This is a genomic window from Microbacterium sp. NPDC089188 (assembly GCF_040685155.1).
Classification (GTDB): domain Bacteria; phylum Actinomycetota; class Actinomycetes; order Actinomycetales; family Microbacteriaceae; genus Microbacterium; species Microbacterium galbum.
On the sequence record NZ_JBFBHH010000004.1, the window covers coordinates 138,444 to 162,310 of the forward strand.

24 protein-coding genes are annotated in these 23,867 nt (G+C 71.6%); all 24 read right to left on the reverse strand.

All coding sequences use genetic code 11. The features are described 5' to 3' along the window. Positions 1-16: 16 nt before the first annotated feature. On the reverse strand, positions 17-1,021 hold the full coding sequence (gene lgt / locus AB0N80_RS13725) for a prolipoprotein diacylglyceryl transferase (protein ID WP_363579010.1): 1,005 nt from the start codon (positions 1,019-1,021) through the stop codon (positions 17-19). Positions 1,022-1,031: 10 nt separating this feature from the next. Continuing rightward, entirely contained in the window at positions 1,032-1,823 is a 792-nt protein-coding gene (gene trpA / locus AB0N80_RS13730) for a tryptophan synthase subunit alpha (RefSeq protein ID WP_363579011.1), read from the reverse strand. Further along, complete coding sequence (trpB, locus tag AB0N80_RS13735; RefSeq protein ID WP_315995777.1) at positions 1,820-3,163, reverse strand: tryptophan synthase subunit beta; 1,344 nt, start codon at positions 3,161-3,163, stop codon at positions 1,820-1,822. Before trpB ends, trpA begins: the two co-directional genes overlap by 4 nt. After that, positions 3,160-3,936 carry an indole-3-glycerol phosphate synthase TrpC gene (gene trpC / locus AB0N80_RS13740; protein ID WP_363579012.1) on the reverse strand — a complete coding sequence of 259 codons (777 nt, stop codon included), beginning with the start codon at positions 3,934-3,936 and terminating at the stop codon, positions 3,160-3,162. The genes trpB and trpC overlap by 4 nt, the downstream gene beginning before the upstream one ends. Positions 3,937-3,938: 2 nt before the next feature. Then, entirely contained in the window at positions 3,939-4,169 is a 231-nt protein-coding gene (locus AB0N80_RS13745) for a DUF6704 family protein (RefSeq protein WP_116239751.1), read from the reverse strand. Positions 4,170-4,273: 104 nt separating this feature from the next. Beyond that, positions 4,274-4,861, reverse strand: a complete 588-nt coding sequence (locus AB0N80_RS13750) for a Trp biosynthesis-associated membrane protein (protein ID WP_315995775.1) — start codon at positions 4,859-4,861, stop codon at positions 4,274-4,276. Further along, the gene (gene hisI / locus AB0N80_RS13755) at positions 4,861-5,199 is read right to left on the reverse strand and encodes a phosphoribosyl-AMP cyclohydrolase (protein ID WP_363391474.1); all 339 of its coding nucleotides are present in this window, start codon (positions 5,197-5,199) and stop codon (positions 4,861-4,863) included. The genes AB0N80_RS13750 and hisI overlap by 1 nt, the downstream gene beginning before the upstream one ends. Beyond that, positions 5,196-5,960 (reverse strand): imidazole glycerol phosphate synthase subunit HisF, encoded by a 765-nt coding sequence (gene hisF / locus AB0N80_RS13760; protein WP_363579013.1) that lies wholly within the window; start codon positions 5,958-5,960, stop codon positions 5,196-5,198. The genes hisI and hisF overlap by 4 nt, the downstream gene beginning before the upstream one ends. Beyond that, positions 5,960-6,802: an ATP phosphoribosyltransferase gene (hisG, locus tag AB0N80_RS13765; protein ID WP_076675493.1), complete on the reverse strand. Its 843-nt coding sequence runs from the start codon at positions 6,800-6,802 to the stop codon at positions 5,960-5,962. The genes hisF and hisG overlap by 1 nt, the downstream gene beginning before the upstream one ends. Before the next feature lie 46 nt (positions 6,803-6,848). After that, positions 6,849-7,112, reverse strand: coding sequence for a phosphoribosyl-ATP diphosphatase (locus AB0N80_RS13770; protein ID WP_094732978.1), 264 nt, complete (start codon positions 7,110-7,112; stop codon positions 6,849-6,851). A 71-nt stretch (positions 7,113-7,183) separates the two neighbouring features. Further along, on the reverse strand, positions 7,184-7,855 hold the full coding sequence (gene rpe, locus AB0N80_RS13775; RefSeq protein WP_315995772.1) for a ribulose-phosphate 3-epimerase: 672 nt from the start codon (positions 7,853-7,855) through the stop codon (positions 7,184-7,186). A 159-nt stretch (positions 7,856-8,014) separates the two neighbouring features. Then, entirely contained in the window at positions 8,015-9,385 is a 1,371-nt protein-coding gene (locus AB0N80_RS13780) for a transcription antitermination factor NusB (RefSeq protein WP_363579014.1), read from the reverse strand. After that, complete coding sequence (fmt, locus tag AB0N80_RS13785; protein WP_363579015.1) at positions 9,382-10,299, reverse strand: methionyl-tRNA formyltransferase; 918 nt, start codon at positions 10,297-10,299, stop codon at positions 9,382-9,384. The genes AB0N80_RS13780 and fmt overlap by 4 nt, the downstream gene beginning before the upstream one ends. 46 nt (positions 10,300-10,345) lie before the next feature. Next, positions 10,346-12,328, reverse strand: a complete 1,983-nt coding sequence (locus AB0N80_RS13790) for a primosomal protein N' (RefSeq protein WP_363579016.1) — start codon at positions 12,326-12,328, stop codon at positions 10,346-10,348. A 121-nt stretch (positions 12,329-12,449) separates the two neighbouring features. Further along, positions 12,450-13,643, reverse strand: a complete 1,194-nt coding sequence (gene metK, locus AB0N80_RS13795) for a methionine adenosyltransferase (RefSeq protein WP_315995768.1) — start codon at positions 13,641-13,643, stop codon at positions 12,450-12,452. Between the two features lie 93 nt (positions 13,644-13,736). Continuing rightward, a complete protein-coding gene (gene rpoZ, locus AB0N80_RS13800) occupies positions 13,737-13,991 on the reverse strand; it encodes a DNA-directed RNA polymerase subunit omega (RefSeq protein WP_055837405.1) in 255 nt (84 codons plus the stop codon). Positions 13,992-14,195: 204 nt separating this feature from the next. Continuing rightward, positions 14,196-15,101, reverse strand: a complete 906-nt coding sequence (gmk, locus tag AB0N80_RS13805; RefSeq protein WP_315995767.1) for a guanylate kinase — start codon at positions 15,099-15,101, stop codon at positions 14,196-14,198. Beyond that, positions 15,094-15,954: an orotidine-5'-phosphate decarboxylase gene (gene pyrF, locus AB0N80_RS13810; RefSeq protein ID WP_315995766.1), complete on the reverse strand. Its 861-nt coding sequence runs from the start codon at positions 15,952-15,954 to the stop codon at positions 15,094-15,096. The genes gmk and pyrF overlap by 8 nt, the downstream gene beginning before the upstream one ends. Continuing rightward, the gene (carB, locus tag AB0N80_RS13815) at positions 15,951-19,238 is read right to left on the reverse strand and encodes a carbamoyl-phosphate synthase large subunit (RefSeq protein WP_315995765.1); all 3,288 of its coding nucleotides are present in this window, start codon (positions 19,236-19,238) and stop codon (positions 15,951-15,953) included. Before carB ends, pyrF begins: the two co-directional genes overlap by 4 nt. Continuing rightward, on the reverse strand, positions 19,231-20,403 hold the full coding sequence (carA, locus tag AB0N80_RS13820; RefSeq protein WP_363579017.1) for a glutamine-hydrolyzing carbamoyl-phosphate synthase small subunit: 1,173 nt from the start codon (positions 20,401-20,403) through the stop codon (positions 19,231-19,233). Before carA ends, carB begins: the two co-directional genes overlap by 8 nt. Next, the gene (locus tag AB0N80_RS13825; protein WP_363391499.1) at positions 20,400-20,900 is read right to left on the reverse strand and encodes a hypothetical protein; all 501 of its coding nucleotides are present in this window, start codon (positions 20,898-20,900) and stop codon (positions 20,400-20,402) included. The genes carA and AB0N80_RS13825 overlap by 4 nt, the downstream gene beginning before the upstream one ends. Continuing rightward, on the reverse strand, positions 20,897-22,219 hold the full coding sequence (locus AB0N80_RS13830) for a dihydroorotase (RefSeq protein ID WP_363579018.1): 1,323 nt from the start codon (positions 22,217-22,219) through the stop codon (positions 20,897-20,899). Before AB0N80_RS13830 ends, AB0N80_RS13825 begins: the two co-directional genes overlap by 4 nt. Beyond that, the gene (locus tag AB0N80_RS13835; RefSeq protein WP_315995761.1) at positions 22,216-23,184 is read right to left on the reverse strand and encodes an aspartate carbamoyltransferase catalytic subunit; all 969 of its coding nucleotides are present in this window, start codon (positions 23,182-23,184) and stop codon (positions 22,216-22,218) included. Before AB0N80_RS13835 ends, AB0N80_RS13830 begins: the two co-directional genes overlap by 4 nt. Beyond that, positions 23,181-23,711 carry a bifunctional pyr operon transcriptional regulator/uracil phosphoribosyltransferase PyrR gene (gene pyrR, locus AB0N80_RS13840; protein WP_315995760.1) on the reverse strand — a complete coding sequence of 177 codons (531 nt, stop codon included), beginning with the start codon at positions 23,709-23,711 and terminating at the stop codon, positions 23,181-23,183. Before pyrR ends, AB0N80_RS13835 begins: the two co-directional genes overlap by 4 nt. Positions 23,712-23,867 lie beyond the last annotated feature (156 nt).

Genomic DNA, 23,867 nt, shown 5'->3' on the forward strand with positions numbered 1-23,867 from the left:
ACGTCGGCCCAGAGTGTTAGTTCGTGGCGGGGCTGCTTGTGGCGCTGGTGCCGACGGTGTCGTTCGTCGCGGGCGGCTCGCTCACGTCGACGAAGTCAGAGGGGTCGCCTGAGTCTACAGCCCCCGGAGCCTTCGACTCGCGCCCCGGGACGTACGGTGACGGCTCGAGACCGTGGTGACGGCGCGACTGCACGGCGAAGATGACGATGCCGAGGATGACGCCGAAGATCGCGGCCCAGACGTTCGTGCGCAGGCCCAGGATGATGTCGCTGGGGTCGATGCGGATGGACTCCCACACGATGCGGCCGGCGCTGTACCAGACCAGGTAGATCGCGAACTGCTTGCCCCACTGGAGCGTGAAGCGCTTGCCGACGTACAGGATGACCGCGGCGCCGAGCAGGTTCCAGATGACCTCGTAGGCGAAGGTGGGGTGGAACAGCGTGCCCGCGGGCAGGCCGACGGGGATCGCGGAGTTGCCCGCGGCGATCTCGAGCCCCCACGGCAGGTCTGTGGGCTGGCCGAAGAGCTCCTGGTTGAACCAGTTGCCGAAGCGTCCCATGGCCTGGGCGATGATGAGGCCGGGCGCGAGGGCGTCGGCGAAGGTCCAGAACCGGATGCCGGTCCAGCGGCATCCGAGGATCGCGCCGATGGCGCCGCCGATGAGGGCGCCGTAGATGGCGATGCCCCCCTCCCAGATGGCCCACACGGACCCGGGCTGCGTGATGTTCCACGGGTTGGAGCCGGGGCCGAAGTAGAAGCCCGCATGCGTGGCCACGTGGTAGATGCGCGCCACGATGATGGCGAGCGGCACCGCCAGGAGGCAGATGTCGATGACGACCCACTTCTCGGCGCCGCGACGCGTCAGACGGGCGTTCGTGAGGAACACCGCGACGATGATGCCCGCGACGATGCACAGGGCATAGAAGTGGATGCGGAGCGGACCGAGATCGACGTAGGAAATCGTCGGGCTCGGGATGCTGGCGAGCACGCCGGAGGCGGCGCTCGAGAGGGCGAACGTCATGCAGACGAGTCTAGGCGCGCTGAACGGCGCCCGCGGACAGCTCCCTCGCGAGCGAGGAGAGGCCGTCGACACCGCCGTCGCGCAGCGCCTTGACCAGCGCGGTGCCGACGATCGCGCCGTCGGCGTACTCGACGACACCGGCGACCTGCTCGGCGTTGGAGATGCCGATACCCACGCACGCGTGCTGCGCCCCGAACGCCCGCAGCCGCTCCACGAGACCCCGCGCGGCGGCGTCGAGAGAAGCGCGCTCCCCCGTGATGCCCATCGTCGACACGGTGTACACGAAGCCCGTGGAGGCGTCGACGATCATCTTCAAACGCTCGTCCGACGAGGTGGGAGCGGCGAGGAAGACGCGGTCGAGCCCCGTGCGCTCGCTCGCCGCGATCCAGGCCTCGCCCGCGTCGGGGGTGATGTCGGGCGTGATGAGGCCCGCTCCCCCGGCGGCGACCAGTTCGTCGGCGTATCGGTCGACGCCGTACTGCTCGACGAGGTTCCAGTACGTCATGACGAGGATGGGCACGTCGGTGCGCGCCGTGACCTCGCGGATGATCGTGAAGAGGTCGCGCATGCGGAAGCCGCCTGCCAGCGCCGTCTGCGTCGCCTCCTGGATGACCAGGCCGTCCATGACGGGATCGCTGTAGGGCGGTCCGAGCTCGATGACATCGGCGCCGGCCTGGGCGAGGGCGACGGCCGCCTCGATGCTCGTGGCGACGTCGGGGTAGCCGGCGGGCAGGTAGCCGACGAACGCGCCGCGACCGTCCGCGTGGGCGGCCTCGATCGCCGTGGCGACGCGCGAGGTCATAGCTCGACCCCCGCACCGCTGGCCGCGTCGGGCGCCGGCGCGACGTCGACCGGGGATCCGGGAGCGGATGCCACGGTCTCGGCGGCGCGCGTCTGCGCACGGCCCTCGGCCATCTCCGGCGCGTGCTCCGCGTCGTAGAGGTCGAAGTACCGGGCGGCGGTGTCCATGTCCTTATCGCCGCGGCCGGAGAGGTTGATCGCGATGACGGCATCCGGGCCGAGCTCGCGTCCGATGCGCAGGGCGCCCGCGAGGGCGTGCGCGGACTCGATCGCGGGGATGATGCCCTCGGTGCGCGAGAGCAGGCGCAGGGCCTGCATGGCCTCGTCGTCGGTGGCCGGGATGTACTGGGCACGGCCGATGTCGGCGAGCCACGCGTGCTCGGGGCCGACGCCGGGGTAGTCCAAGCCGGCCGAGATCGAGTGCGATTCGGTGGTCTGACCGTCTTCGTCCTGCAGGACGTAGGTACGCGCGCCGTGGAGGACGCCCGGGCGACCCCGACCGATGGACGCCGCGTGCTTGGGGGTGTCGACGCCGTCGCCCGCCGCTTCGACGCCGTAGAGGGCCACGCCTTCGTCGTCGAGGAAGGCGTCGAACATGCCGATGGCGTTGGATCCGCCGCCGACGCAGGCGAGAACGGCATCCGGAAGGCGACCGAGTCGTTCGAGGAACTCGGCGCGCGTCTCTTCGCCGATGATCTTCTGGAAGTCGCGCACCATCGCCGGGAACGGGTGCGGGCCCGCCGCGGTGCCGAAGATGTAGTTCGTGGTCTCGACCGACGCGACCCAGTCGCGGTAGGCCTCGTTGATCGCGTCCTTGAGGGTGCGCGACCCCGTCGTGACCGGTACGACCTCGGCGCCCAGCAGGCGCATGCGCGCGACGTTGAGCGCCTGACGCTCGGTGTCGACCTCGCCCATGTAGATGACGCAGTCGAGACCGAACAGCGCGGCCGCGGTCGCGGTGGCGACGCCGTGCTGACCGGCTCCGGTCTCGGCGATCACGCGCGTCTTGCCGAGGCGCTTGGTGAGCAGCGCCTGGCCGAGCACGTTGTTGATCTTGTGCGAGCCGGTGTGATTGAGGTCTTCGCGCTTGAGGAAGACGCGCGCGCCCCCCGCGTGCTCGGCGAAGCGCGGCACCTCGGTGAGCACCGAGGGGCGACCCGCGTAGTCGTGCAGCAGCGCGCTCAACTCGGCGTGGAACTCCGGGTCGGCCATGGCCGACTCGTAGACCTCGGTGAGCTCGTCGATCGCGGCGATGAGCGACTCGGGCATGTAGCGCCCGCCGAAGTCGCCGAAGAACGGCCCCTTCTGGTCGCGCAGCTTCTGGACGGGAACGGTGGTCATGACGTCTCCTGGAGGAACGCGCGGAGGGTGGCGACGGGGTCGCCGGTCACGAGGGCCTCGCCGACGAGCACCACGTCGGCGCCGGCGGCGCGGTAGTGGGCGACGTCGGCGGGGGCGAGGACAGCCGATTCGGCGATCTTGATCGCATCGGCCGGGAAGCGATCGGCGAGCGAGCCGAACAGGTCGCGGTCGAGCTCGAACGTCGAGAGGTTGCGGGCGTTGACGCCGATGAGCTTCGCCCCGAGCTGCGAGGCCCGTTCCAGCTCGTCGGCCGAGTGCGTCTCGACGAGGGCGGTCATGCCCAGGTCGGTGACGAGACCGTACAGCTCGCCGAGCGTCTTGTCGTCGAGTGCGGCGACGATGAGCAGCACCAGATCGGCGCCCGACGCGCGAGCCTCGAGCACCTGGTAGGGCGTGGCGATGAAGTCCTTGCGCAGCACGGGGACGCTCACCGCGGCACGGACGGACTCGAGGTCGGCGAGGCTCCCCTTGAACTTGCGGCCCTCCGTGAGCACGGAGATCGCCGAAGCGCCGCCCTCCTCGTACAGGCGCGCCTGTCGCGCGGGATCCGGGATCGACGCGAGGTCGCCGCGCGAGGGGCTCGCGCGCTTGACCTCGGCGATGATCTTCACGCGGTCGGCGGGGGCCAGCATGGCCAGCGCGTCACGGGCCGGGGTCTGCGCGAGGGCATCGCGTTCGACATCGGCGAGCGAGCGCGTCTGGGCGCGCTGCTCGGCATCCTCCACCGCTCCGGCCGTCAGATCGGCCAGCACGGTCAGTGCGCCTTCGGGTTGGACTTCGCGCCGTTCGCGCCGTAACCGGCCTTGGTCATGGCCCAGCCGACGATCGCGCCGACGACGAGCAGACCCACCGACGCCCACACCAGCACCGGCATGTCGAGCCAGAAGAACAGCGTGCCGAGCGTGAAGGCGACCAGCATGATGATCACGGCCGTCCAGGCGGCGGGCGAGTGTCCGTGGCCGGGATCGCCGATGGGGTTGCTCATGGGACTCCTAACAGTCGCGCGCGGGCGCGGGGGAAAGCGTTCGACCAGTCTATCGAAGCGCGGTGGGCCTCTCCCGCCGTCGTCTCGATGTCGCGAGGTCGGTCTCAGGCCGTGGGGTCGTCGCCGCGGGAGAGGTCGTCCCACGAGTCGATCGCGTCGTGGGGTCGACCGGTGGCGGTGCCGGCCTCCTCGGCCGTGCGGTACTTGCGGCTCGCGCCCGAGGCCCATCGGCGCGCGGTGACGAGCGTGAAGACGGCCGCCGCGGCGAGGACGACCTGGGCCACCAGCGTCACGGCGGGCCAGGGGGTGAGTGACAGGCCGCTGACGAGCGAGGCGACGGCATCCGTCCCCGAGATCCCCGTCGCCTCGGTGACCGCTGCGGCCGTCGCCGAGACGGGGGTGGCGAACAGCAGCTGCGCGGTTCCGACGCCCACGAGACCCGCGATCAGGATGCCGAGCACTCCGAACAGGTACCGCAGCACGGGGCCGACGATCGACAGGGCCGCGCCCAGGGCCAGGGCAGCGAGGCTGAGGGGGGTCAGCACGGGGAGGGCGTCCGCGCCGGAGACGGCGATGGTCTGCTGCGCACCGTCGTCGAGGGTGACGTCGATCCACGTCTGCGTCGACGCGATGACGCCAATCGCCCCCGCGGCGAGCATCGCGAGCACCGCCAGGGAGCGGGCGCGTCGCATCAGCGCTCCCCCACGACGGGGTGCAGGTCGTCGGCGTCGAAGCACGTGTGGTCGCCGGTGTGGCACGCGGCGCCGATCTGGTCGACCTCGATGAGCAGTGTGTCGCCGTCGCAGTCCAGGCGCGCGCCCTTCACGATCTGGATGTGCCCGGAGGTGTCGCCCTTGCGCCAGTACTCCTGACGCGAGCGGGACCAGAAGGTGACGCGACCGCTGGTGAGGGTGCGGTTCAGGGCCTCGGCATCCATCCACCCCATCATCAGCACCTCGCGCGTGTCGAACTGCTGGATGACGGCGGGAACCAGACCGTCGGCGTTGTAGGTGACACGGTCGACGCTCATCGGCGCACCTCGATCCCTTCGGCGGCCATGGCGTCTTTGACCTCTCCGACCGTCAGCTGACCGGAGTGGAACACGGATGCCGCCAGCACCGCGTCGGCACCGGCCTGCACGGCAGGGGCGAAGTGTTCGAGCGCGCCCGCACCGCCGGAGGCGATGACCGGGACCGCGGCGACCTGGCGCATGAGCCGCACGAGCTCGAGGTCGAATCCCTGCTCGGTGCCGTCGGCGTCGATCGAGTTCACCAGCAGTTCGCCGGCTCCGCGCTCGACGGCCTCGCGCGCCCACTCGAGCGCGTCGAGGGTCGTCTCGGTGCGGCCGCCGTGGGTGGTCACCACGAAGCCGGACGGGGTGGATGCCGCCCGCTTGACGTCGAGCGAGAGCACGACGACCTGGGCGCCGAAGCGGTCGGCGATCTCGTCGATGAGCTGCGGACGGGCGATCGCGGCGGAGTTGACGCCGATCTTGTCGGCGCCGACGGCGAGGAGTCGTGCGACGTCGTCGCTCGAGCGCACTCCCCCGCCCACGGTGAGCGGGATGAAGACCTGCTCGGCCGTGCGGCGCACGACGTCGTAGGTGGTGGAGCGCTCGTCGACGGTGGCGGTGACGTCGAGGAACGTGACCTCGTCGGCGCCCTGGTCGAAGTAGAGCTTCGCGAGCTCGACAGGGTCGCCCATGTCGCGCAGGTCGAGGAAGTTGACGCCCTTCACGACGCGGCCCGCGGCGACGTCGAGGCAGGGGATGACGCGACGCGCGAGGGTCATCAGAGCCTCGCGGCGAGGATCTCGGTGACGAGGATCGCTCGCGCGCCGATCGCGTAGAGCGCGTCCATGACCTGGTTGACGTCGCGGCGCGGGCTCATCACCCGCACGGCGACCCACTCGGGGTCGCGCAGCGGCGAGATCGTGGGCGATTCCAGACCCGGGGCCACCGCGACCGCCTGCTCGACGAGGGCGGCGGGCAGGTCGTAGTCGATGAGCACGTACTTGCGGGCGGCGAGGACACCGCGCAGGCGTCGCAGCAGCGTCTCGGTGCCGTCGGCCTCCTGCGGACCGGCGATCAGCACGGCGTCGCTCTCGAGCAGGACCGGTCCGAAGATCTCGAGCCCGGCCTGGCGCAGCGTCGTGCCGGTCGAGACGACATCGGCCACGGCATCCGCCACTCCGAGCTGCACGGCCGACTCGACCGCGCCGTCGAGCGGCACGATGTCGACGGCGATGCCGCGCTCGTCGAGGAAGGCGTCGACCAGGCCCGGGTAGGCCGTCGCGACGCGGAGACCCTGGAGGTCCTGCACGTCGGTGAAGCGGCCGGGGCGACCCGCGAAGCGGAAGGTGGAGCCGGCGAAGCCGAGGGACTCAACCTCTCGCGCGCCGGGCATGCGGGCGTCGAGCAGCAGGTCGCGACCGGTGATGCCGACGTCCAGCGCGCCGGAGCCGACGTAGGTCGCGATGTCACGGGGACGCAGGTAGAAGAACTCGACCTCGTTGACGGGGTCGACCGTGTACAGGTCTTTCGAGTCGCGTCGTCCGGTGTATCCGGCCTCCGAGAGCATCTCGGCGGCGGTCTCGGCGAGCGACCCCTTGTTCGGCACGGCGATTCGCAGCATGACGGGGGCTTTCGTGTTGTGTGAGCGTGGGGAGGGCGAGTGCGGCTCAGAGATGTCGGTAGACGTCTTCGAGCGACAGCCCCTTCGCGAGCATGAGGGTCTGCAGGTGGTAGAGCAGCTGCGAGATCTCCTCGGCCGCGGCCTCGTCGGACTCGTACTCGGCGGCCATCCACACCTCGGCGGCCTCTTCCACGATCTTCTTGCCGATCGCGTGCACGCCGGCGTCGAGTTGCGCGACGGTGCCGGAGCCTTCGGGTCGCTCGACGGCCTTGGCGCTGAGTTCCGCGAACAGGTCGTCGAAGGTCTTCACCCCTCCAGGGTATCGGGTCGACGGGGGTGGGGTTGTCGCGGGGCGGCTGGGGGGCGGTGACGAACGCGCGGTCAGTGGCGGTGGCGGGCGGCGGAGGCGCGCAGCGACTGGATCGCGCGGTCGGGGTCGTCGGCGCCGAACACCGCGGAACCCGCGACGAAGGTGTCGGCCCCGGCCTCGGCGGCCTGGGCGATCGTCGCTTCGCCGATGCCCCCGTCGACCTGCAGCCAGACGCTCGACCCGCGTCGTTTCGCCTCGTCGGCCAGGGCACGCAGCTTCGGCATCGTCTCGGGCATGAACGATTGGCCGCCGAACCCCGGCTCGACGGTCATGACGAGGATCTGGTCGAACTCGTTGAGCGAATCGAACAGGTTCTCGACCGGCGTGCCGGGCTTGACGGCGACGCCCGCGCGTGCACCGATCGCGCGCAGCTGGCGGGCGAGGGCGACCGGGGATGCCGCCGCCTCGAGATGGAAGGTGACGGAAGCCGCACCGAGCTCGGCGTACGCGGGAGCCCAGCGGTCGGGGTCGTCGATCATGAGGTGCACGTCCAGCGGCACGGGGCTCGTCTCCTGGATGCGACCGACCATCTGCGGACCGAAGGTGAGGTTCGGCACGAAGTGGTTGTCCATCACGTCGACGTGCACGAAGTCGGCTCCCGCGATGCGCGCGAGCTCGGCCTCCATGTTCACGAAGTCGGCGGCCAGGATGCTCGGGTTGATGCGCGGGGCGTCGGTAGGCACCCGACCATTATGGGCGTGTGACCCTGCGCGTGCCGGTTCCGTCGATGCCCGGCTCCATAAACGGCATTCGTGCTCAGAAACGCGCTGCGGGAGCGTTTCCGGGCACGGATGCCGTTTATGCGTGCGTGGAGGCGGGGCGCGGCGCGGCGCGCGGGCGCGTCAGCGCTTGCGGAGGAGGGCGATCGACATGGCATCCGTGCCGTGGCGGTGCGGCCACAGTTGAGCGCGGAGCGAGCCGTCGGCCTGCTCCGGCAGGTCGATGTCGTCGACCGCCACGGCGCGCACGACGGCGCGGGCGTCGAGCTCCTCCGCCGCGTCGCCGAGCGTCCGCGTCACCTCGGCCAGCACTCCGGAGGTCTCGGCCAGGTGCGGGGAGCACGTGACATACGCCAGCACCCCGCCCGGCTTCAGGGCCTCGAACGCCGCGAGCACGAGCTCGCGCTGCAGCTCGGTGAGATCGGGCACGTCGGCCGGCGTCTTGCGCCAGCGCGCCTCGGGCCGTCGGCGCAGGGCTCCGATCCCGGTGCAGGGGGCGTCGACGAGGATGCGGTCGTACTCCCCCGCCGCGCGGGCCGCGCGCTCGCGCCCGTCCTGCTCGCTCACCTCGACCTCGAGGGGGACGGATGCCACGGCCTGCCGCACGAGTCCCGCTCGCGCCGGCGCGATCTCGTTGGCATCCAGTCGGGCCCCGTGGGCGAGGGCCTCCGCGGCCAGCAGGGCGGTCTTGCCTCCGGGGCCGGCGCACAGGTCGAGCCAGCGCTCCCCCTCGCGCACGGGCAGCGCCCGGCTGAGCGCCAGGGCGGCGAGCTGCGAGCCCTCGTCCTGCACGCGGACACGTCCGCCCGTCTCGCGGATCAGGTGCTCGGGGTCGCCTCCGCGCGTGGTGAACGCCGTCGGCGCGAAGCGCGCGGGGGTGGCGTCGTCGGGGACCTCGGCGAGGCCCGGGAGGGCGATCATCGCCACGCGCGGAGCGACGTTGTCGGCCTCGAGCAGTCCGGGGAGCTCATCCGCGCGTCCCTCGGCGGTCAGAGCGCGACGCAGGGCCCGCACGATCCACACCGGGTGCGAGGTCGTCAGGCCGATGCGCTCGTCGTCGCTGCGCGCTCCCTCGGCGACGCGCTCCATCCAGTGCCCCGGGTTGTCGCGCGACACGCGACGCAGCACGGCGTTGGCGAACCCGGCGGCACCGCGCCCGCCCCCGTTCCGGCGGGCGAGCTCGACCGACTCGTTGACCGCCGCGTGCGAGGCGACGCGCGTCGACAGCAGTTGATGGACGCCGAGGCGGAGCGCATCGAGGACGGCGGGATCGATGCGGTCGACCGTGCGATCGGCGGCGATCGCGATGATCGCGTCGTAGGTGCCGCGACGGCGGAGGGTGCCGTACGTCAGCTCGGTCGCGAGGCCGGCGTCCTTGGCATCCAGACCCTGCCGGGCGATCGCGTGCGGCAGCAGCAGGTTGGCGTAGGCCTCGTCTCCCGAGACGGCTCGCAGCACCTCGAAGGCCGCCGCGCGTGCTCCCTGAACGCTCATGCGCCCAGCACCGGCTGGTCGATGCGCAGGCCTCGGAACCAGTCGCCCGCGTTCATCGCGCCCTTGCCGGCCGGCTGCACCGTCTCGAGACGCAGCGGCGAGGTGCCCGTGCCCACGACGACCTCTTTGCCGGATGCCGTGACCCGGCCGGGCGGAAGGGGCGGTGCGTCCGACGCCGACGCGCGCAGCACCTTGAACCGGGCGCCGTCGAAGGTGGTGTGGGCCCCGGGCTCGGGGGTGACGCCCGCGATCTGGTGCAGGAGCGAGGCTGCGTCGCGGGTGAGGTCGAGGGCGCCGTCGTCGAGGGTGAGCTTCGGGGCGAGGGTGGGCTCGCCCTCCTGCGGGGCCGCGACGGCGGTGCCGTCGGCGATCCCGTCGACGACGCGCGCGAGCAGAGGAGCGCCGATGTCGGCGAGGGCGTCCAGGAGGTCCGCCGAGGTCGCCCCCGACGGGACCTCGTACCGCTCCTCGGCGAAGACGTCGCCGGCGTCGAGGGCGGCGACGAGCTGGAACACGCTGGCTCCCGTGACGGCGTCGCCCGCGATGAGCGCGCGCTGCACGGGGGCGGCTCCACGCCAGCGCGGCAGCAGCGAGAAGTGCAGGTTGATCCAGCCGCGATCGGGGGTCGAGAGCAGCGGCTCGCGTACGAGACCGCCATAGGCGACGATCACGCCGAGGTGCGGCTCGAGCGCGGCGATGCGGGCCGTGGCGTCGGCGTCGAGGCGATCGGCCTTGATGACGGGCAGGCCGAGCTCGTCGGCGGCCTGCGCGACCGGCGACGGCGTCAGGACGCGCTTTCGTCCGAGCGGGGCGTCGCTGCGCGTGACGACCGCGGCGATCTCATGGGGACCGGATGCCAGGGCGCGGAGCGACGGGACGGCGACGGCGGGGGTGCCGGCGAAGACGAGGCGCATGGTTCTCCTCAGACTCTCGGAAGCGGGCGGATGGGTGGGGGCGCGCTCAGAGGTCGGGCTCGGGGATGTCGAGGCGGACTCTGAGCGTACTGCGCGGGCGGGGACCGCGATCTTTGCGCGACTTGCGCGCCCGCAGCGCGTCGGCGATGACTCCCGCGCGCAGCGCCTCCGCGACCGCGCGGCCGTGGGCGTAGTCGAAGCGCACGAGCGCGCGGGCCGTCGCGGTGTCGGGGTCGGTCGAGGTGTCGACCGGCCCCAGGACGGCGAGGGCGTCGAGATCGGGCACCGTCTCGCGGAGGAAGGCGAGGAGCGTGTCGACGCTCCGGGCGTGTCCGTCGACGCTCGCCACGCGGACGGCCGGGGGCATCCGCAGCGGCGCGCGGTCCGCGAGCTCGGCGCGGGCGTAGGCCGGCTGCGTCCAGGTCGCGAGCGCCCGCGCGACGGGCCCGGCGACGCCGACGAGGTGAACGGGCGCGCCGGGCGCGGCGAGGGCCGCGGCGTTCGACCACCAGCGCAGGCAGTGCTCCCCGATGCGCAGCGCCTCGTTCTGCAGCATGCGGTCGCCGTCGAGCAGGATCACGGCGCGGTACCCGCCGCGCGCGAGCGGTTCGGCGCCGCGCGTCGCGATCACCAGGGCCGGGGCGGCATCCACCTCGGCGACCTGGTGCGCGCCGTCGGCGACGATCACCCGTGTGTTCGGGAAGGCCCGGCCGAGCTCATCGGCCGTACGCTCGCTGCCCGAAGAGGCCATGCGCAGTTTGACCGACCCACAGTGACCGCACGACCACGCGTGCGCGCTGCGGCCGCACCACGCGCACACCGGCGTCGCCCCGGGGCGGGCGGCGCGGAGGGGACCCGCGCAGTGCGGGCACCGCGCGGGCCGGCGGCAGTCGGCGCACACGAGCGACGGCGCGTAGCCCGGACGCGCGACCTGCACGAGCACCGGTCCGTGCTGCAGGGCTTCGCGCGCGGCGGCGAAGGCCGAGGACGGGACGCGGGACTGCCGCTGCTCGCCCTCGCGCGTCGCACTCAGCACCACACGGGGGCTGGGGCGTCGTGCCTGGGGCACCTCGCGCACGTAGCCGACGTCGACCAGTCGCTGAACGTCGGAGGTGCGCGTGTGTCCGGCGAACACGAGCGCCGAGTGCTCGATCTCCTGTCGCACGAGGGCGGCGTCGCGCGCGTGCACGCCCGGCGAGAGCGGTTCGGCGAGCAGCGAATCGCCGTCGTCCCACAGCGCGACCAGGCCCGTGTCGTGCGCGGGGGCGTACACCGCCGAGCGACGTCCGACGACGATGCACGGGACGGGGGCGAGGGTGCGCAGATACTGCCCGTAGCGCGCGGGACCCGACTGGTCGGCGTCGTCGCGGACGATCGCCTCCGCCGGCACGAGCTCGGCCAGGGCCGCCAGCAGCTGTGCTTGGTCGCGGTAGTCGGGCACGATCAGCACAGCGCTCCGGCCGCGTGCCAGCGTGCGCGTCGCGGCGGCGGCGAGGAGGTCGGCCCAGGCGCCGCGTGGCAGCTCGGGGTGCGGGTGCGGCGGGGCGTCGACCGCGAGGCGCTCGCCCGCGTCGAGGGCGGCGCCGAGGCCGGGATACGCGCCGAGGACGCTGTCGGCGTGGTCGCGCGCGGCGGGGACGACGTCGGGCGTCGCGGGTGCGGGGGCCGCCGCCCACGCCTTCTCGGCGCGGACCATGCGCTTGGGCACGGCCAGACGCAGGATGTCGCTGACCGAACCCGCCGCGCGATCGGCGACGCGCCGAGCGAGCGTGTACAGGCGTGCCGGCAGCACGGGCGTCGTGGACACGACCGCCTCGACGGAGGAGAGCGGACGTTCGGTGCCGTCGTCGGCGACGACCTCGACGACGAACGCCTCCATCATGCGACCGGCGGACCGCAGGGGCACCTTGACCCGTACCCCCGGTGCCACGTCGGCGACGAGGGGGTGCGGGATGGCGTAGTCGAACAGGCGGTCGAGTTGAGGGACGGGCGATTCGAGCTGCACGCGCGCGACGCGGCGCTCGCTCATGAGCGCGCATCCTCGCCGCGGGCCCGCTCAGCAGCCGGGCGGCCGGCAGCGGCCGCGTCACCGCGCGAGCCTCCCTGGCACGCACCCTCGACGCGGGCGGGGTGCTCTCCCCCACCCACCGTCAGAGTCCGGCGGAGGTGCGCAGCTCGTCGACGCGGTCGGTGCGCTCCCACGTGAAGTCGGAGAGCTCGCGGCCGAAGTGGCCGTAGGTCGCCGTCTGCGCGTAGATCGGACGCAGCAGGTCGAGCTGCTCGACGATCGCGGCAGGTCGCAGGTCGAACACGTCGCGAATGGCCCGCACGATGACGTCGTCGGCTACGTGCGCCGTTCCGAACGACTCGACGTACAGACCGACGGGGTTCGCCTTGCCGATCGCGTAGGCGACCTGCACCTCGAGACGGTCGGCCAGGCCCGCTGCCACCGCGTTCTTGGCGACCCACCGCATGGCGTATGCCGCGGAGCGGTCGACCTTCGACGGGTCCTTTCCGCTGAAGGCGCCACCGCCGTGACGCGAGGCCCCGCCGTAGGTGTCGATGATGATCTTGCGGCCGGTGAGCCCGGCGTCGCCCTTGGGCCCTCCGATGACGAACGGTCCCGCGGGGTTGATGTAGTACTTCACGTCGGGCAGCTCGAGACCCGTCTCGGCCAGCACCGGGTCGATGACCGCCGCCTGCACCTCGGCGCGCAGGTCTTCCTGCGAGATGTCGGGGTGGTGCTGCGTGGAGAGCACGACCGAGTCGACGGTGCGCGGGGTGAAGCCGTCGTAGCCGAGGGTCACCTGCGTCTTGCCGTCGGGGCGGAGGAAGGGCAGCGCGCCGCTCTTGCGGACGGATGCCAGGCGCTCGGCGATGCGGTGGGCGGTCCACGCGGCCATCGGCATGAGCTGGGGCGTCTCGTTCGTGGCGAAGCCGAACATGATGCCCTGGTCACCCGCGCCCTGGAGATCACGGGGGTCGACGGAGCCGCGCTCGCGCTGCTCGAACGCCTTGTTGACGCCCGCGGCGATATCGGACGACTGCGCGCCGATCGACACGCTGACCCCGCACGACTCCCCGTCGAAGCCGGTGTCGCTCGAGGTGTAGCCGATGCGATTGACCACGTCGCGCACGATCGCGGGGATCTCGACGTAGGCGCTCGTCGACACCTCGCCGGCGACGTGCACGAGCCCCGTCGTGACGAGGGTCTCGACGGCCACGCGACCGGTGGGGTCGTCGGTGAGGATGGCGTCGAGGATGCTGTCGGAGATCTGGTCGCAGATCTTGTCGGGGTGTCCTTCGGTGACGGACTCGGACGTGAACAGGCGCAGGTCGGTCAAGACGACTCCGGGGTGGTTGCGAGCGGGGAACGGGCACAAGTATGCCCCGGGCGGCGCCAGGCCGCCCGGGGCATCGTCACATCTGTGAACAGATCACTCGGCGGCGCGAAGGCGCAGCTTGTCCTCGTGGATCTCGTGCAGAGCGATCGTCAGCGGCTTGTCTTCGACGGTGGAGTCGACGAGCGGGCCGACGTTGTCGAAGAGGTTGCCCTCGTGCAGGTCGGAGTAGTAGTCGTTGATCTGACGCGCGCGCTTGGACGCGTAGATGACGAGCTGGTACTTCGAGTCGACCTTGTCGAGCAGAGCGTCGATGGGCGGGTCGATGATGCCCTTGTCACGTCCGGCCATGGGGAACCTCCTGGTTCGGCGGATGGGGTGGATGCGGCGCTGAAGCGCCGAAGCATCCTCTTATTCTAGCCGACGCCCGCGCGGCTCGTGCCGAGGGCGGTCGGGTGGGTCGGGCTCGCGGGTTCGGGGCGGGTCACGCCGTCCGGGGCGGATCTTCCACGCCCGGATGACGGGAATCCGCCGCGAACCCGGTTCAGGCCCCGGTCAGTGCTGAGCGGCGGCGAGGGCGACGACCTGGGCGGCGGCGTGCGCCACCTCGTCGTTCACCACCCGGTAGTCGAACTCGTTCTGCGCGGCGAGCTCGACGCGGGCCGTGCGCAGGCGCCGGGCGCGCTCCTCGGCATCCTCCGTCCCCCTCCCGACCAGGCGCTGGACGAGCTCGTCCCAGCTCGGCGGCAGGAGGAACACCAGGGTCGCCGACGGGTCGGCCGCGCGCACCTGACGCGCGCCCTGCAGATCGATCTCGAGCAGGGCGGTGCCCCCCTCGGCGAGGACGCGCTCGATGGGAGCGCGCGGGGTCCCGTAGCGGTTCTTGTTGTGCACGACGGCCCACTCCAGCAGCTCCCCCGACGCGACCAGGCGGTCGAATTCCGCGTCGTCGACGAAGTAGTAGTGCTCGCCCTCGACCTCACCCGGGCGCGCGGTGCGCGTGGTCGCCGACACCGACAGGTGGATCTCCGGGTAGTTCTCCTTGATGTGCGCGGCAACCGTGCCCTTGCCGACGGCCGTGGGCCCGGCGAGCACGATGAGGCGGCTGCGTCCGTCGCGCGGCCCCGGCTCGGGCCACCGCGTGTCGAGGAAGTCGCGGAGCGCGTCGCGCTGGCGGGTGCCGAGACCGCCGAGCCGCTTCACGGGCGAGATTCCGAGGGAGGCCAGGATGCGGTCGCGCTTGCTCTCGCCGATCGCCGGGATCGCGGTGAGGAACTCGGTGACACGCATCGCCCCGGCCGGCGACAGCGGGTCGGCCAGGCCCCGGCGCAGCAGTTCCTGCGGCGAGATCACGCGGGTGGAGACGTCGCGCTTCAGCGCGGCGCGTTCGCGCCGCGCTTCGACGGCTCGGCGCGAGGCGGCGGCGCGGTCGACCTCGGGCGGACGACGGGTTTCAGCCATGCAGGGACTCCCGGTAGAGCGCGGCGCGCTCGTCGATGCGGGCGGCGAGGCGTTCGGGCCCGACCGCGAGGATGCTTCGGCTCTCGTTGGCGACGACGGCCGAGGCCACGTATCCGAAGAGTCGGCCGAGGTCGGCGGGCGCGGCTCCCTGAGCGCCGAAGCCGGGCGCGAGGATCGGCATGCCCGCGAGGGCCACGTCGCCGAGACCGAAGGCCGCACGGTCGACGGTGGCCCCCACCACGACTCCGACGGGACCGAGGGCGCCGGGGGCGCCGACATTGGCCTCGTTGACGTCGCGGGCGACCCGCGCCGCCACGTGCTCGTGGTCGCCGATGGCGAGGGCGTCGTCGACGATCGCGCTCTGCAGCGCGAGGGCCTCGGGGTTGCTCGTCGCGGTGAGGACGAACGCCCCCTTGCCGTGGCGCACCGCGAGGGACAGCGTGTCGCGCAGCGAGTCGGCACCCATGTAGGGCGTCAGCGTCACGGCATCCGCTTCGAGGGGAGAACCGGGCTCGAGCCACGCGTGGGCGTAGCCCTCCATCGTCGTGCCGATGTCACCGCGCTTGGCGTCGGCGATCACGATGAGCCCCGCGTCGCGGGCGGCGGCCATGACGTCCTCGAGGGCGGCGAAGCCGCGGGAGCCGTAGCGCTCGTAGAACGCCACCTGCGGCTTGACCACGCCGACCCTCCCCCGCGCGGCCTCGACCGTGCGCAGGCCGAACTCCCGCGCGCCCTCGGCCGTGGCATCCAGCCCCCACGCCGACAGGAGGGCGGCGTGGGGGTCGATGCCGACGCACAGGGCGCCGTGCAGGTCGAGGGCGGCGTGAAGGCGCTGACCGAACGTGTCGCTCACAGGCGTCCCGCGCGGTCGGTGGCGTGCTCCTGGAGGCTGCGCACCGCGAAGCCGTCCTTCATGGCGCCGAGAGCGCTCACCGCGGCGCCGAGGACGGCCATCGTGGTGAACAGCGCCTTGTCGGCGGCCACGGCGGCGGCGCGGATCTCGTAGCCGTCGGCGCGCGCGGTGCCGCCGGAGGGCGTGTTGACGATCATGTCGATCTCGCCGGCGTTGATCAGGTCGACCACGTTCTGCTGGCCGGAGCCCTGCGTCTCGGAGTACTTCTCGACGACCTTCACCCGGATGCCGTTGCGCGCGAGGATCTCGGCCGTGCCCTCGGTCGCCATGAGCTGGAAGCCGAGCTCCTGGAGGCGGTGGGCGGGCAGGATGACGGCGCGCTTGTCGGCGTCGGCGACTGAGATGAACACGGTGCCCGAGGTCGGCATGCCGCCGTACGCGGCCTCCTGCGACTTCGCGAACGCGGTCGGGAAGTCGCGGTCGATGCCCATGACCTCGCCCGTCGAACGCATCTCGGGTCCGAGGACCGAGTCGACGGTGTGCCCGTCGGCGGTGCGGAACCGCTTGAACGGCAGCACGGCCTCCTTGACGGCGACCGGCGCATCGAGCGGCACGCGCGAGCCGTCCTGTTCGGGCAGCAGTCCCTCGGCAATGAGCTCGGCGATGGTGTTACCGGCCATGATGCGGCTGGCGGCCTTCGCGAGCGGGATGCCGAGTGCCTTCGAGACGAACGGCACCGTGCGGCTCGCGCGGGGGTTCGCCTCGATGACGTAGAGGACTCCCGCCGAGATCGCGAACTGCACGTTGAGCAGGCCGCGGACGCCGACGCCCTTCGCGATCGCGAGCGTCGCCTCGCGGACGCGGTCGACCTCGGTGCGGCCGAGCGAGACGGGCGGCAGCGTGCAGGAGGAATCGCCGGAGTGGATGCCGGCCTCCTCGAGGTGCTCCATGACGCCGCCGATGTACAGGTCGGTGCCGTCGTACAGCGCGTCGACGTCGAGCTCGATCGCGTCGTCGAGGAAGCGGTCGACCAGGAGCGGCAGGCCGGGTCCGATGATCGCCTGATCGGCCACGCGCACGAAGTAGTCGCGCAGCGCCTCGGTCGAGTAGACGATCTCCATGCCGCGTCCGCCGAGCACGAAGCTCGGGCGCACGAGCACGGGGTAGCCGATCTCCTCGGCCACCTGCACGGCGCCCTCGACGTCGATCGCGGTGCCGTTGCGGGGTGCGACGAGGCCGGCGTCGTCGAGCAGGCGCGAGAACAGCTCGCGCTCCTCGGCGAGGTCGATCGCCTCGGGGCTGGTCCCGAGGATCGTGTAGCCCGCGGCCTCGATGCCCTTCGCGAGGCCCAGAGGTGTCTGTCCGCCGAGCTGACAGACGACGCCGAGGATCGTGCCCGACTGGCTCTCGGCGTGCAGCACCTCGAGCACGTCCTCGAGCGTCAGCGGCTCGAAGTACAGGCGGTCGGACGTGTCGTAGTCGGTCGACACGGTCTCGGGGTTGCAGTTGACCATGACGGTCTCGTACCCGGCGTCCGACAGGGCGAACGAGGCGTGCACGCACGAGTAGTCGAACTCGACGCCCTGGCCGATGCGGTTGGGGCCCGAGCCGATGATGACGACCTTCGTGCGGTCGGAGGGGGTGACCTCGGTCTCGGCGTCGTACGAGGAGTAGTGGTACGGCGTCAGGGCCGGGAACTCCCCCGCGCACGTGTCGACCGTCTTGTAGACCGGGCGCACGTCGAGCGCGTAGCGGGCCTCGCGCACCGCCGTCTCGTCGAGCTCGCGGATCTCGGCGATCTGGGCGTCGCTGAAACCGTGCTCCTTCGCGACGCGGAGGGTGTCGGCATCCAGCTCGTCGGCCTGCGCGATGAACTCCGCGACCTCGTTGATCAGCACCATCTGGTCGATGAACCACGGGTCGATCGCCGTGGCGTCGAACGCCTGCTCGGGCGTCGCGCCCTTGCGCAGCGCCTGCTGCAGCACAACGATGCGGCCGTCGGTCGGGGTCTTCGCGATCTCGAGCAGCTCCTCGACCGAGCGGGACTCCTCGCCCCAGTGGAAGCTGGAGCCGCGCTTCTCGAGCGAGCGCAGCGCCTTCTGCAGGGCCGTGGAGTAGTTGCGGCCGATCGCCATCGCCTCGCCGACCGACTTCATGGTGGTCGTCAGCGTGGTGTCGGCGGCGGGGAACTTCTCGAAGTTGAACCGCGGCACCTTGACCACGACGTAGTCGAGCGTGGGCTCGAAGCTCGCCGGGGTGACCTTGGTGATGTCGTTGGGGATCTCATCGAGCCGGTAGCCGATGGCGAGCTTGGCCGCGATCTTGGCGATCGGGAAGCCCGTCGCCTTCGACGCGAGCGCGCTCGACCGCGACACGCGCGGGTTCATCTCGATGACGATGATGCGGCCGGTCTGGGGGTCGACGGCGAACTGGATGTTGCAGCCACCGGTGTCGACGCCCACCGCGCGGATGATGTCGATGCCGATGTCGCGCAGGCGCTGGTACTCGCGGTCGGTCAGGGTGAGCGCGGGAGCCACCGTGATCGAGTCGCCCGTGTGCACGCCGACCGGGTCGACGTTCTCGATCGAGCAGACGACCACCGTGTTGTCGGCGGTGTCGCGCATGAGCTCGAGCTCGTACTCCTTCCACCCGAGGATCGACTCCTCGAGCAGCACCTCGTTGGTGGGCGAGTCGTGCAGGCCCGCACCGCCGATGCGGCGGAGGTCAGCCTCGTCGTACGCGAAGCCGGAGCCGAGGCCGCCCATGGTGAAGGACGGACGCACGACCAGCGGGTAGCCGAGCTTCTCGGCTCCGGCCAGCAGCTCGTCCATCGAGTGGCAGATGACGGATGCCGCGACGTCGGCGCCCGCCTCGAGCACGAGCTCCTTGAAGATCTGGCGGTCCTCACCGCGGTTGATCGCGTCGAAGTCGGCGCCGATGAGCTCGACGTCGTACTTCTCGAGGATGCCGCGCTTGTGCAGCTGGATCGCCGCGTTCAGGGCCGTCTGTCCGCCGAGGGTGGGGAGCACGGCATCCGGCTTCTCCTTGGCGATGATCGACTCGATCACCTCGGGGGTGATGGGCTCGATGTACGTCGCGTCGGCGAAGTCGGGGTCGGTCATGATCGTCGCCGGGTTGGAGTTGACGAGGATGACGCGCACGCCTTCTTCGCGCAGCACGCGGCACGCCTGGGTGCCGGAGTAGTCGAACTCGCAGGCCTGACCGATGACGATCGGGCCGGAGCCGATGACGAGGACGGAGGTGATGTCGTCGCGCTTAGGCATTGGTCTTGGTCTCCTGGGTCGCGATCACCATGTCGCGGAAGCGGTCGAACAGGTAGTTGGCGTCGTGCGGACCCGAGGCGGCCTCGGGGTGGTACTGCACGCTGAACGCGGGGATGTCGAGGGCGCGCAGACCCTCGACGACGTTGTCGTTGAGGCCGATGTGGCTCACTTCGACCCGGCCGAAGCCGTTCGGGCTGTCGATGACGGCGTCGAGCGGCGCGTCGACGGCGAAGCCGTGGTTCTGCGACGTGATCTCGACGCGGCCGGTGGTCTTGTCGAGCACGGGCTGGTTGATGCCGCGGTGTCCGAACGGCAGCTTGTAGGTGCCGAAACCGAGGGCGCGGCCCAGAAGCTGGTTGCCGAAGCAGATGCCGAAGAAGGGCAGGCCGTCGCTGAGCACCTCGCGCAGGAGCTCCACGTGCTGGTCGGATGCCGCGGGGTCGCCGGGGCCGTTCGAGTAGAACGCCGCGACCGGCTCGATCGCGCGGATCTCGTCGATCGTGGCGGACTGGGGGAACACGTGCACGTCGAAGCCGCGCGCGGCGAGGTTGTCGATGGTCGACTTCTTCACGCCCAGATCGAGCACCGCCAGGTTGCCGATGCGCTTCGCGGTCGCGGGGGTCACCTCGACCTCGGTGACCGAGACCTCGGCCGAGAGGTTGCGGCCCGCCATGCCCGGAGCCTCGCACACGCGACGCAGCTGCTCCTCGGCATCCAGGCTCGCGGCCTCGCCGGAGAAGACGCCGCCGCGCATGCTGCCCGAGGAGCGGATCCGGCGGGTGACGGCGCGGGTGTCGATGCCCGAGATGCCCACGATGCCGTCTTCGACGAGCGCCTCGTCGAGCGAGCGGTTCGCGCGCCAGTTCGACACCATGCGCGAGGGGTCGCGCACGACGTAGCCGGCGACCCAGATGCGCCGCGACTCGGGGTCTTCGTCGTTCACGCCGGTGTTGCCGATGTGGGGGGCCGTCTGCAGCACGATCTGGCCCGCGTACGAGGGGTCGGTGATCGTTTCCTGGTACCCGGTCATGCCGGTGGCGAAGACGACCTCGCCGAGGGTCTCGCCGCGTGCGCCGTAAGCGCGGCCGGTGTAGCGGGTGCCGTCTTCGAGCACGAGGACGGCCGGTTCCCGCGCGGAGAGCGCGGAAGGGATCAGGGAGGTCATGCGTCGCTTCCTGTCGAGGTGAGGGGGCGGATGGCGTCGGCCAGTGATTTGGCCGAGGCGTCCTGAGGACGGAGGTAGGTGTCGACGATCGTGTCGTCGTCGATGCGCCAGCTGACGCGCGTGAGGCCGCCTGCCTCGACCACGCGGTCGATGGCGACGGTGGCCTGGGCGGCGTCCACCAGGCGGTCACGGGTGAGCGCGATGCGGGGCTGGCCCGGGAGGTCGAGGGCGACGCCGGCCGAGGTGACCGTGACGTCGACGCGGGAGCGGAAGCCGAGGCCCTTGACAGCGAGACGCTCGAGCGGCTCGTCATGACGGGTCGTGGCGACGTAGAGCCCCGGGAACACCGCCGTCTCGACGGCGTCCGCGGGCAGCTCCCCCACCGGGGCGGAGTAGCGCGCATCGCGCCGCGTTCGTCGCCACCACGCCCACGCGAGAACCGCGAGGAGCGCGACGGCGACGCCGATCATGACGAGCAGGGCACCCTCTTTGCTCACGCGAGCACTCCCGGGGTGTCGAGAACGGAACCGTCGACGACCGTGGGGATGCCGGAGCGCACGGTCCAGCGCACCTCTCCCGGGAGCTCTCGGCCGAGGTACGGGGAGTTCTTGCTCCGGCCACGCAGGTCGTCGAGCACGAACGTGCGCGAGGGGCGCGGGTCGTACAGGGTGAACGAGGCCGGCCGGCCCTCCGCGACGGAGGTGCCGTGCCCGTCGAGGCGGCCGATCCGCGCGGGGGTCTTCGACATCACCCGCGCCACGTCGGCCCAGCTGAGCAACCCGGTGTCGACCATCGCCTGCTGCACGACGCGCAGGGCGCTCTCGAGGCCCACCATGCCGTTCGACGCGGCGGCCCACTCGCAGGCCTTCGCCTCGGTCGGGTGCGGAGCGTGATCGGTCGCCACGATGTCGATCGTGCCGTCGGCGAGGCCCTCGCGCACGGCCATGACGTCTTCCTCGCGGCGCAGCGGCGGGTTGACCTTGAACCGCGCGTCGTAGTCGCGCACGAGCTCATCGGTCAGCAGGAGGTGGTGCGGGGTGACCTCGGCGGTCACGTTCACGCCGCGCTTCTTGGCCCAGCGGATGATGTCGACCGAGCCCGCCGTGCTCAGGTGGCACACGTGCAGGCGAGAGCCCACGTGCTCGGCCAGCAGCACGTCGCGCGCGATGATCGACTCCTCGGCGACCGCGGGCCAGCCGGTGAGGCCCAGCTCGGCCGAGACGGCGCCCTCGTTCATCTGCGCGCCTTCGGTGAGGCGCGGGTCCTGCGCGTGCTGCGCGACGACGCCGTCGAAGGCCTTCACGTACTCGAGGGCTCGGCGCATGATCAGCGGGTCGAAGACGCAGAACCCGTCGTCGCTGAAGACGCGGACACGCGCGCGGGAGTCGGCCATCGCGCCGAGCTCGGCGAGGCGCTCGCCCTTCTGCCCCACCGTCACGGCGCCGATCGGCTGCACGTGGACGTAGCCGGCGGCCTCGCCGAGGGCGAGCTCCTGCTCGACCACGCCGGCGGTGTCGGCGACCGGCGAGGTGTTCGGCATCGCGAAGACGGTGGTGAACCCGCCCGCCGCCGCGGCGCGCGAGCCCGTGAGGATCGTCTCGGACGCCTCGTAGCCGGGCTCGCGCAGGTGCACGTGCAGGTCGACGAGACCCGGGAGGGCGATGAGACCGTCGGCGTCGACGACCGTGGCGCCCGCGTGCGAGAGGCCGGAGCCGGTCTCGGCGATGACGCCGTCCTTCACGAGGAGGTCGGTGGCATCCTGACCCTCGACGCGTGCGCCGCGCACCAGAAGGGTCTGGGGGGTGGCGTGGCTCATCGGAGGTCCTCTCTCTCGCTGTCGGGCCGCTCGCCCGCCAGCAGCAGGTACAGCACGGCCATCCGCACGGAGACACCGTTCGTGACCTGCTCGAGCACCGTCGAGCGCGGGGAATCGGCGGCTTCGGCGGAGATCTCCAGGCCCCGGTTCATCGGACCGGGGTGTAGAACGATGCTACCGCCCGGGAGGGCCTGCAGACGCCGCGCGTCGAGACCGTACCGGCGGGAATACTCCCGTTCAGTCGGGAAATACGCAGCCGACATGCGCTCGAGCTGGATGCGGAGCATCATGAGCGCGTCGGGTCCGGCCGCGATCGCGTGGTCGAGGTCGTAGTCCACCTCGACGGGCCAGCCGCTGACGTCCTGGGGCACGAGCGTCGGCGGGGCGACCAGCGTGACGTGCGCGCCGAGGGTGTGCAGCAGCCATACGTTCGAGCGGGCGACGCGCGAGTGCAGCACGTCGCCGACGATCGTGACCCGGATGCCGTCGAGGTCGCGGCCGCGGCTGTCGTCGCCGTGCAGGCGCTTGCGGATGGTGAACGCGTCCAGCAGTGCCTGAGTGGGATGCTCGTGCGTGCCGTCGCCCGCGTTGACCACGCCCGCGCTGATCCAGCCGCTGGTGGCGAGCGTGCGGGGTGCGCCGGAGGCTCCGTGGCGGATGACGACGGCATCCGCCCCCATCGCCTGCAGCGTCTGCGCGGTGTCCTGCAGCGATTCGCCCTTGCTGACGCTGGAGCCCTTCGCCGAGAAGTTGATGACGTCGGCGGAAAGACGCTTGGCCGCGGCCTCGAACGAGATGCGGGTGCGCGTGGAGTCCTCGAAGAAGAGGTTGACGACCGTCTTGCCGCGCAGCGTCGGGAGCTTCTTGATCTCGCGGCGCTGGGTGTCGGCCATGTCCTCGGCGACGTCGAGGATCTCGAGCGCGTCGGCGCGGGAGAGGTGCTGGGTGTCGAGGAGGTGCCTCATGACTCGATCGTCACCTCCTCGACGCCGTCGATCTCGGCGAGACGCACGTTGACCCGCTCGTCGCGGGCGCTGGGGAGGTTCTTGCCCACGAAGTCGGGGCGGATCGGCAGCTCGCGGTGGCCGCGGTCGATCAGCGTCGCCAGGCGCACCGCGGCGGGGCGTCCGATGTCCTGCAGGGCGTCGAGGGCGGCGCGGATGCTCCGCCCCGAGAACAGCACGTCGTCGATGAGCACGACGGTCTTGCCGTCGATGCCGCCGGCGGGGATCTCGGTCTTGCGCGGGGCCCGCGTGGGGTTGCGGTGCAGATCGTCGCGGTACATCGTCACGTCGAGGGATCCGACCGGGATGGCCGCTCCCCCGAACTCGCTGACGAGGGGGCCGATCCGGTTCGCGAGCGTGACGCCGCGGGTCGGGATGCCGAGGAGGACGAGTCCTTCCGGTCCTTTGTTGGACTCCAGGATCTCGTGCGAGATGCGCGTCAAAGCGCGGGCGATATCGGCATCGTGCATGACGGTGCGCGTATTCATCCGCCGCTCCCTTCTCCGCCTCACGGGACGGGGTTAAAGGTTGCTGTGGTTCTCCGACCAGCTTAGCGGGTGGGCGGGGTGGTTTCCGTGGTCGCACGGGACGGTGTCACCGCGCGGTGCCACCGATCGCGGCGAGAACGCGGGACGGTGACGAGT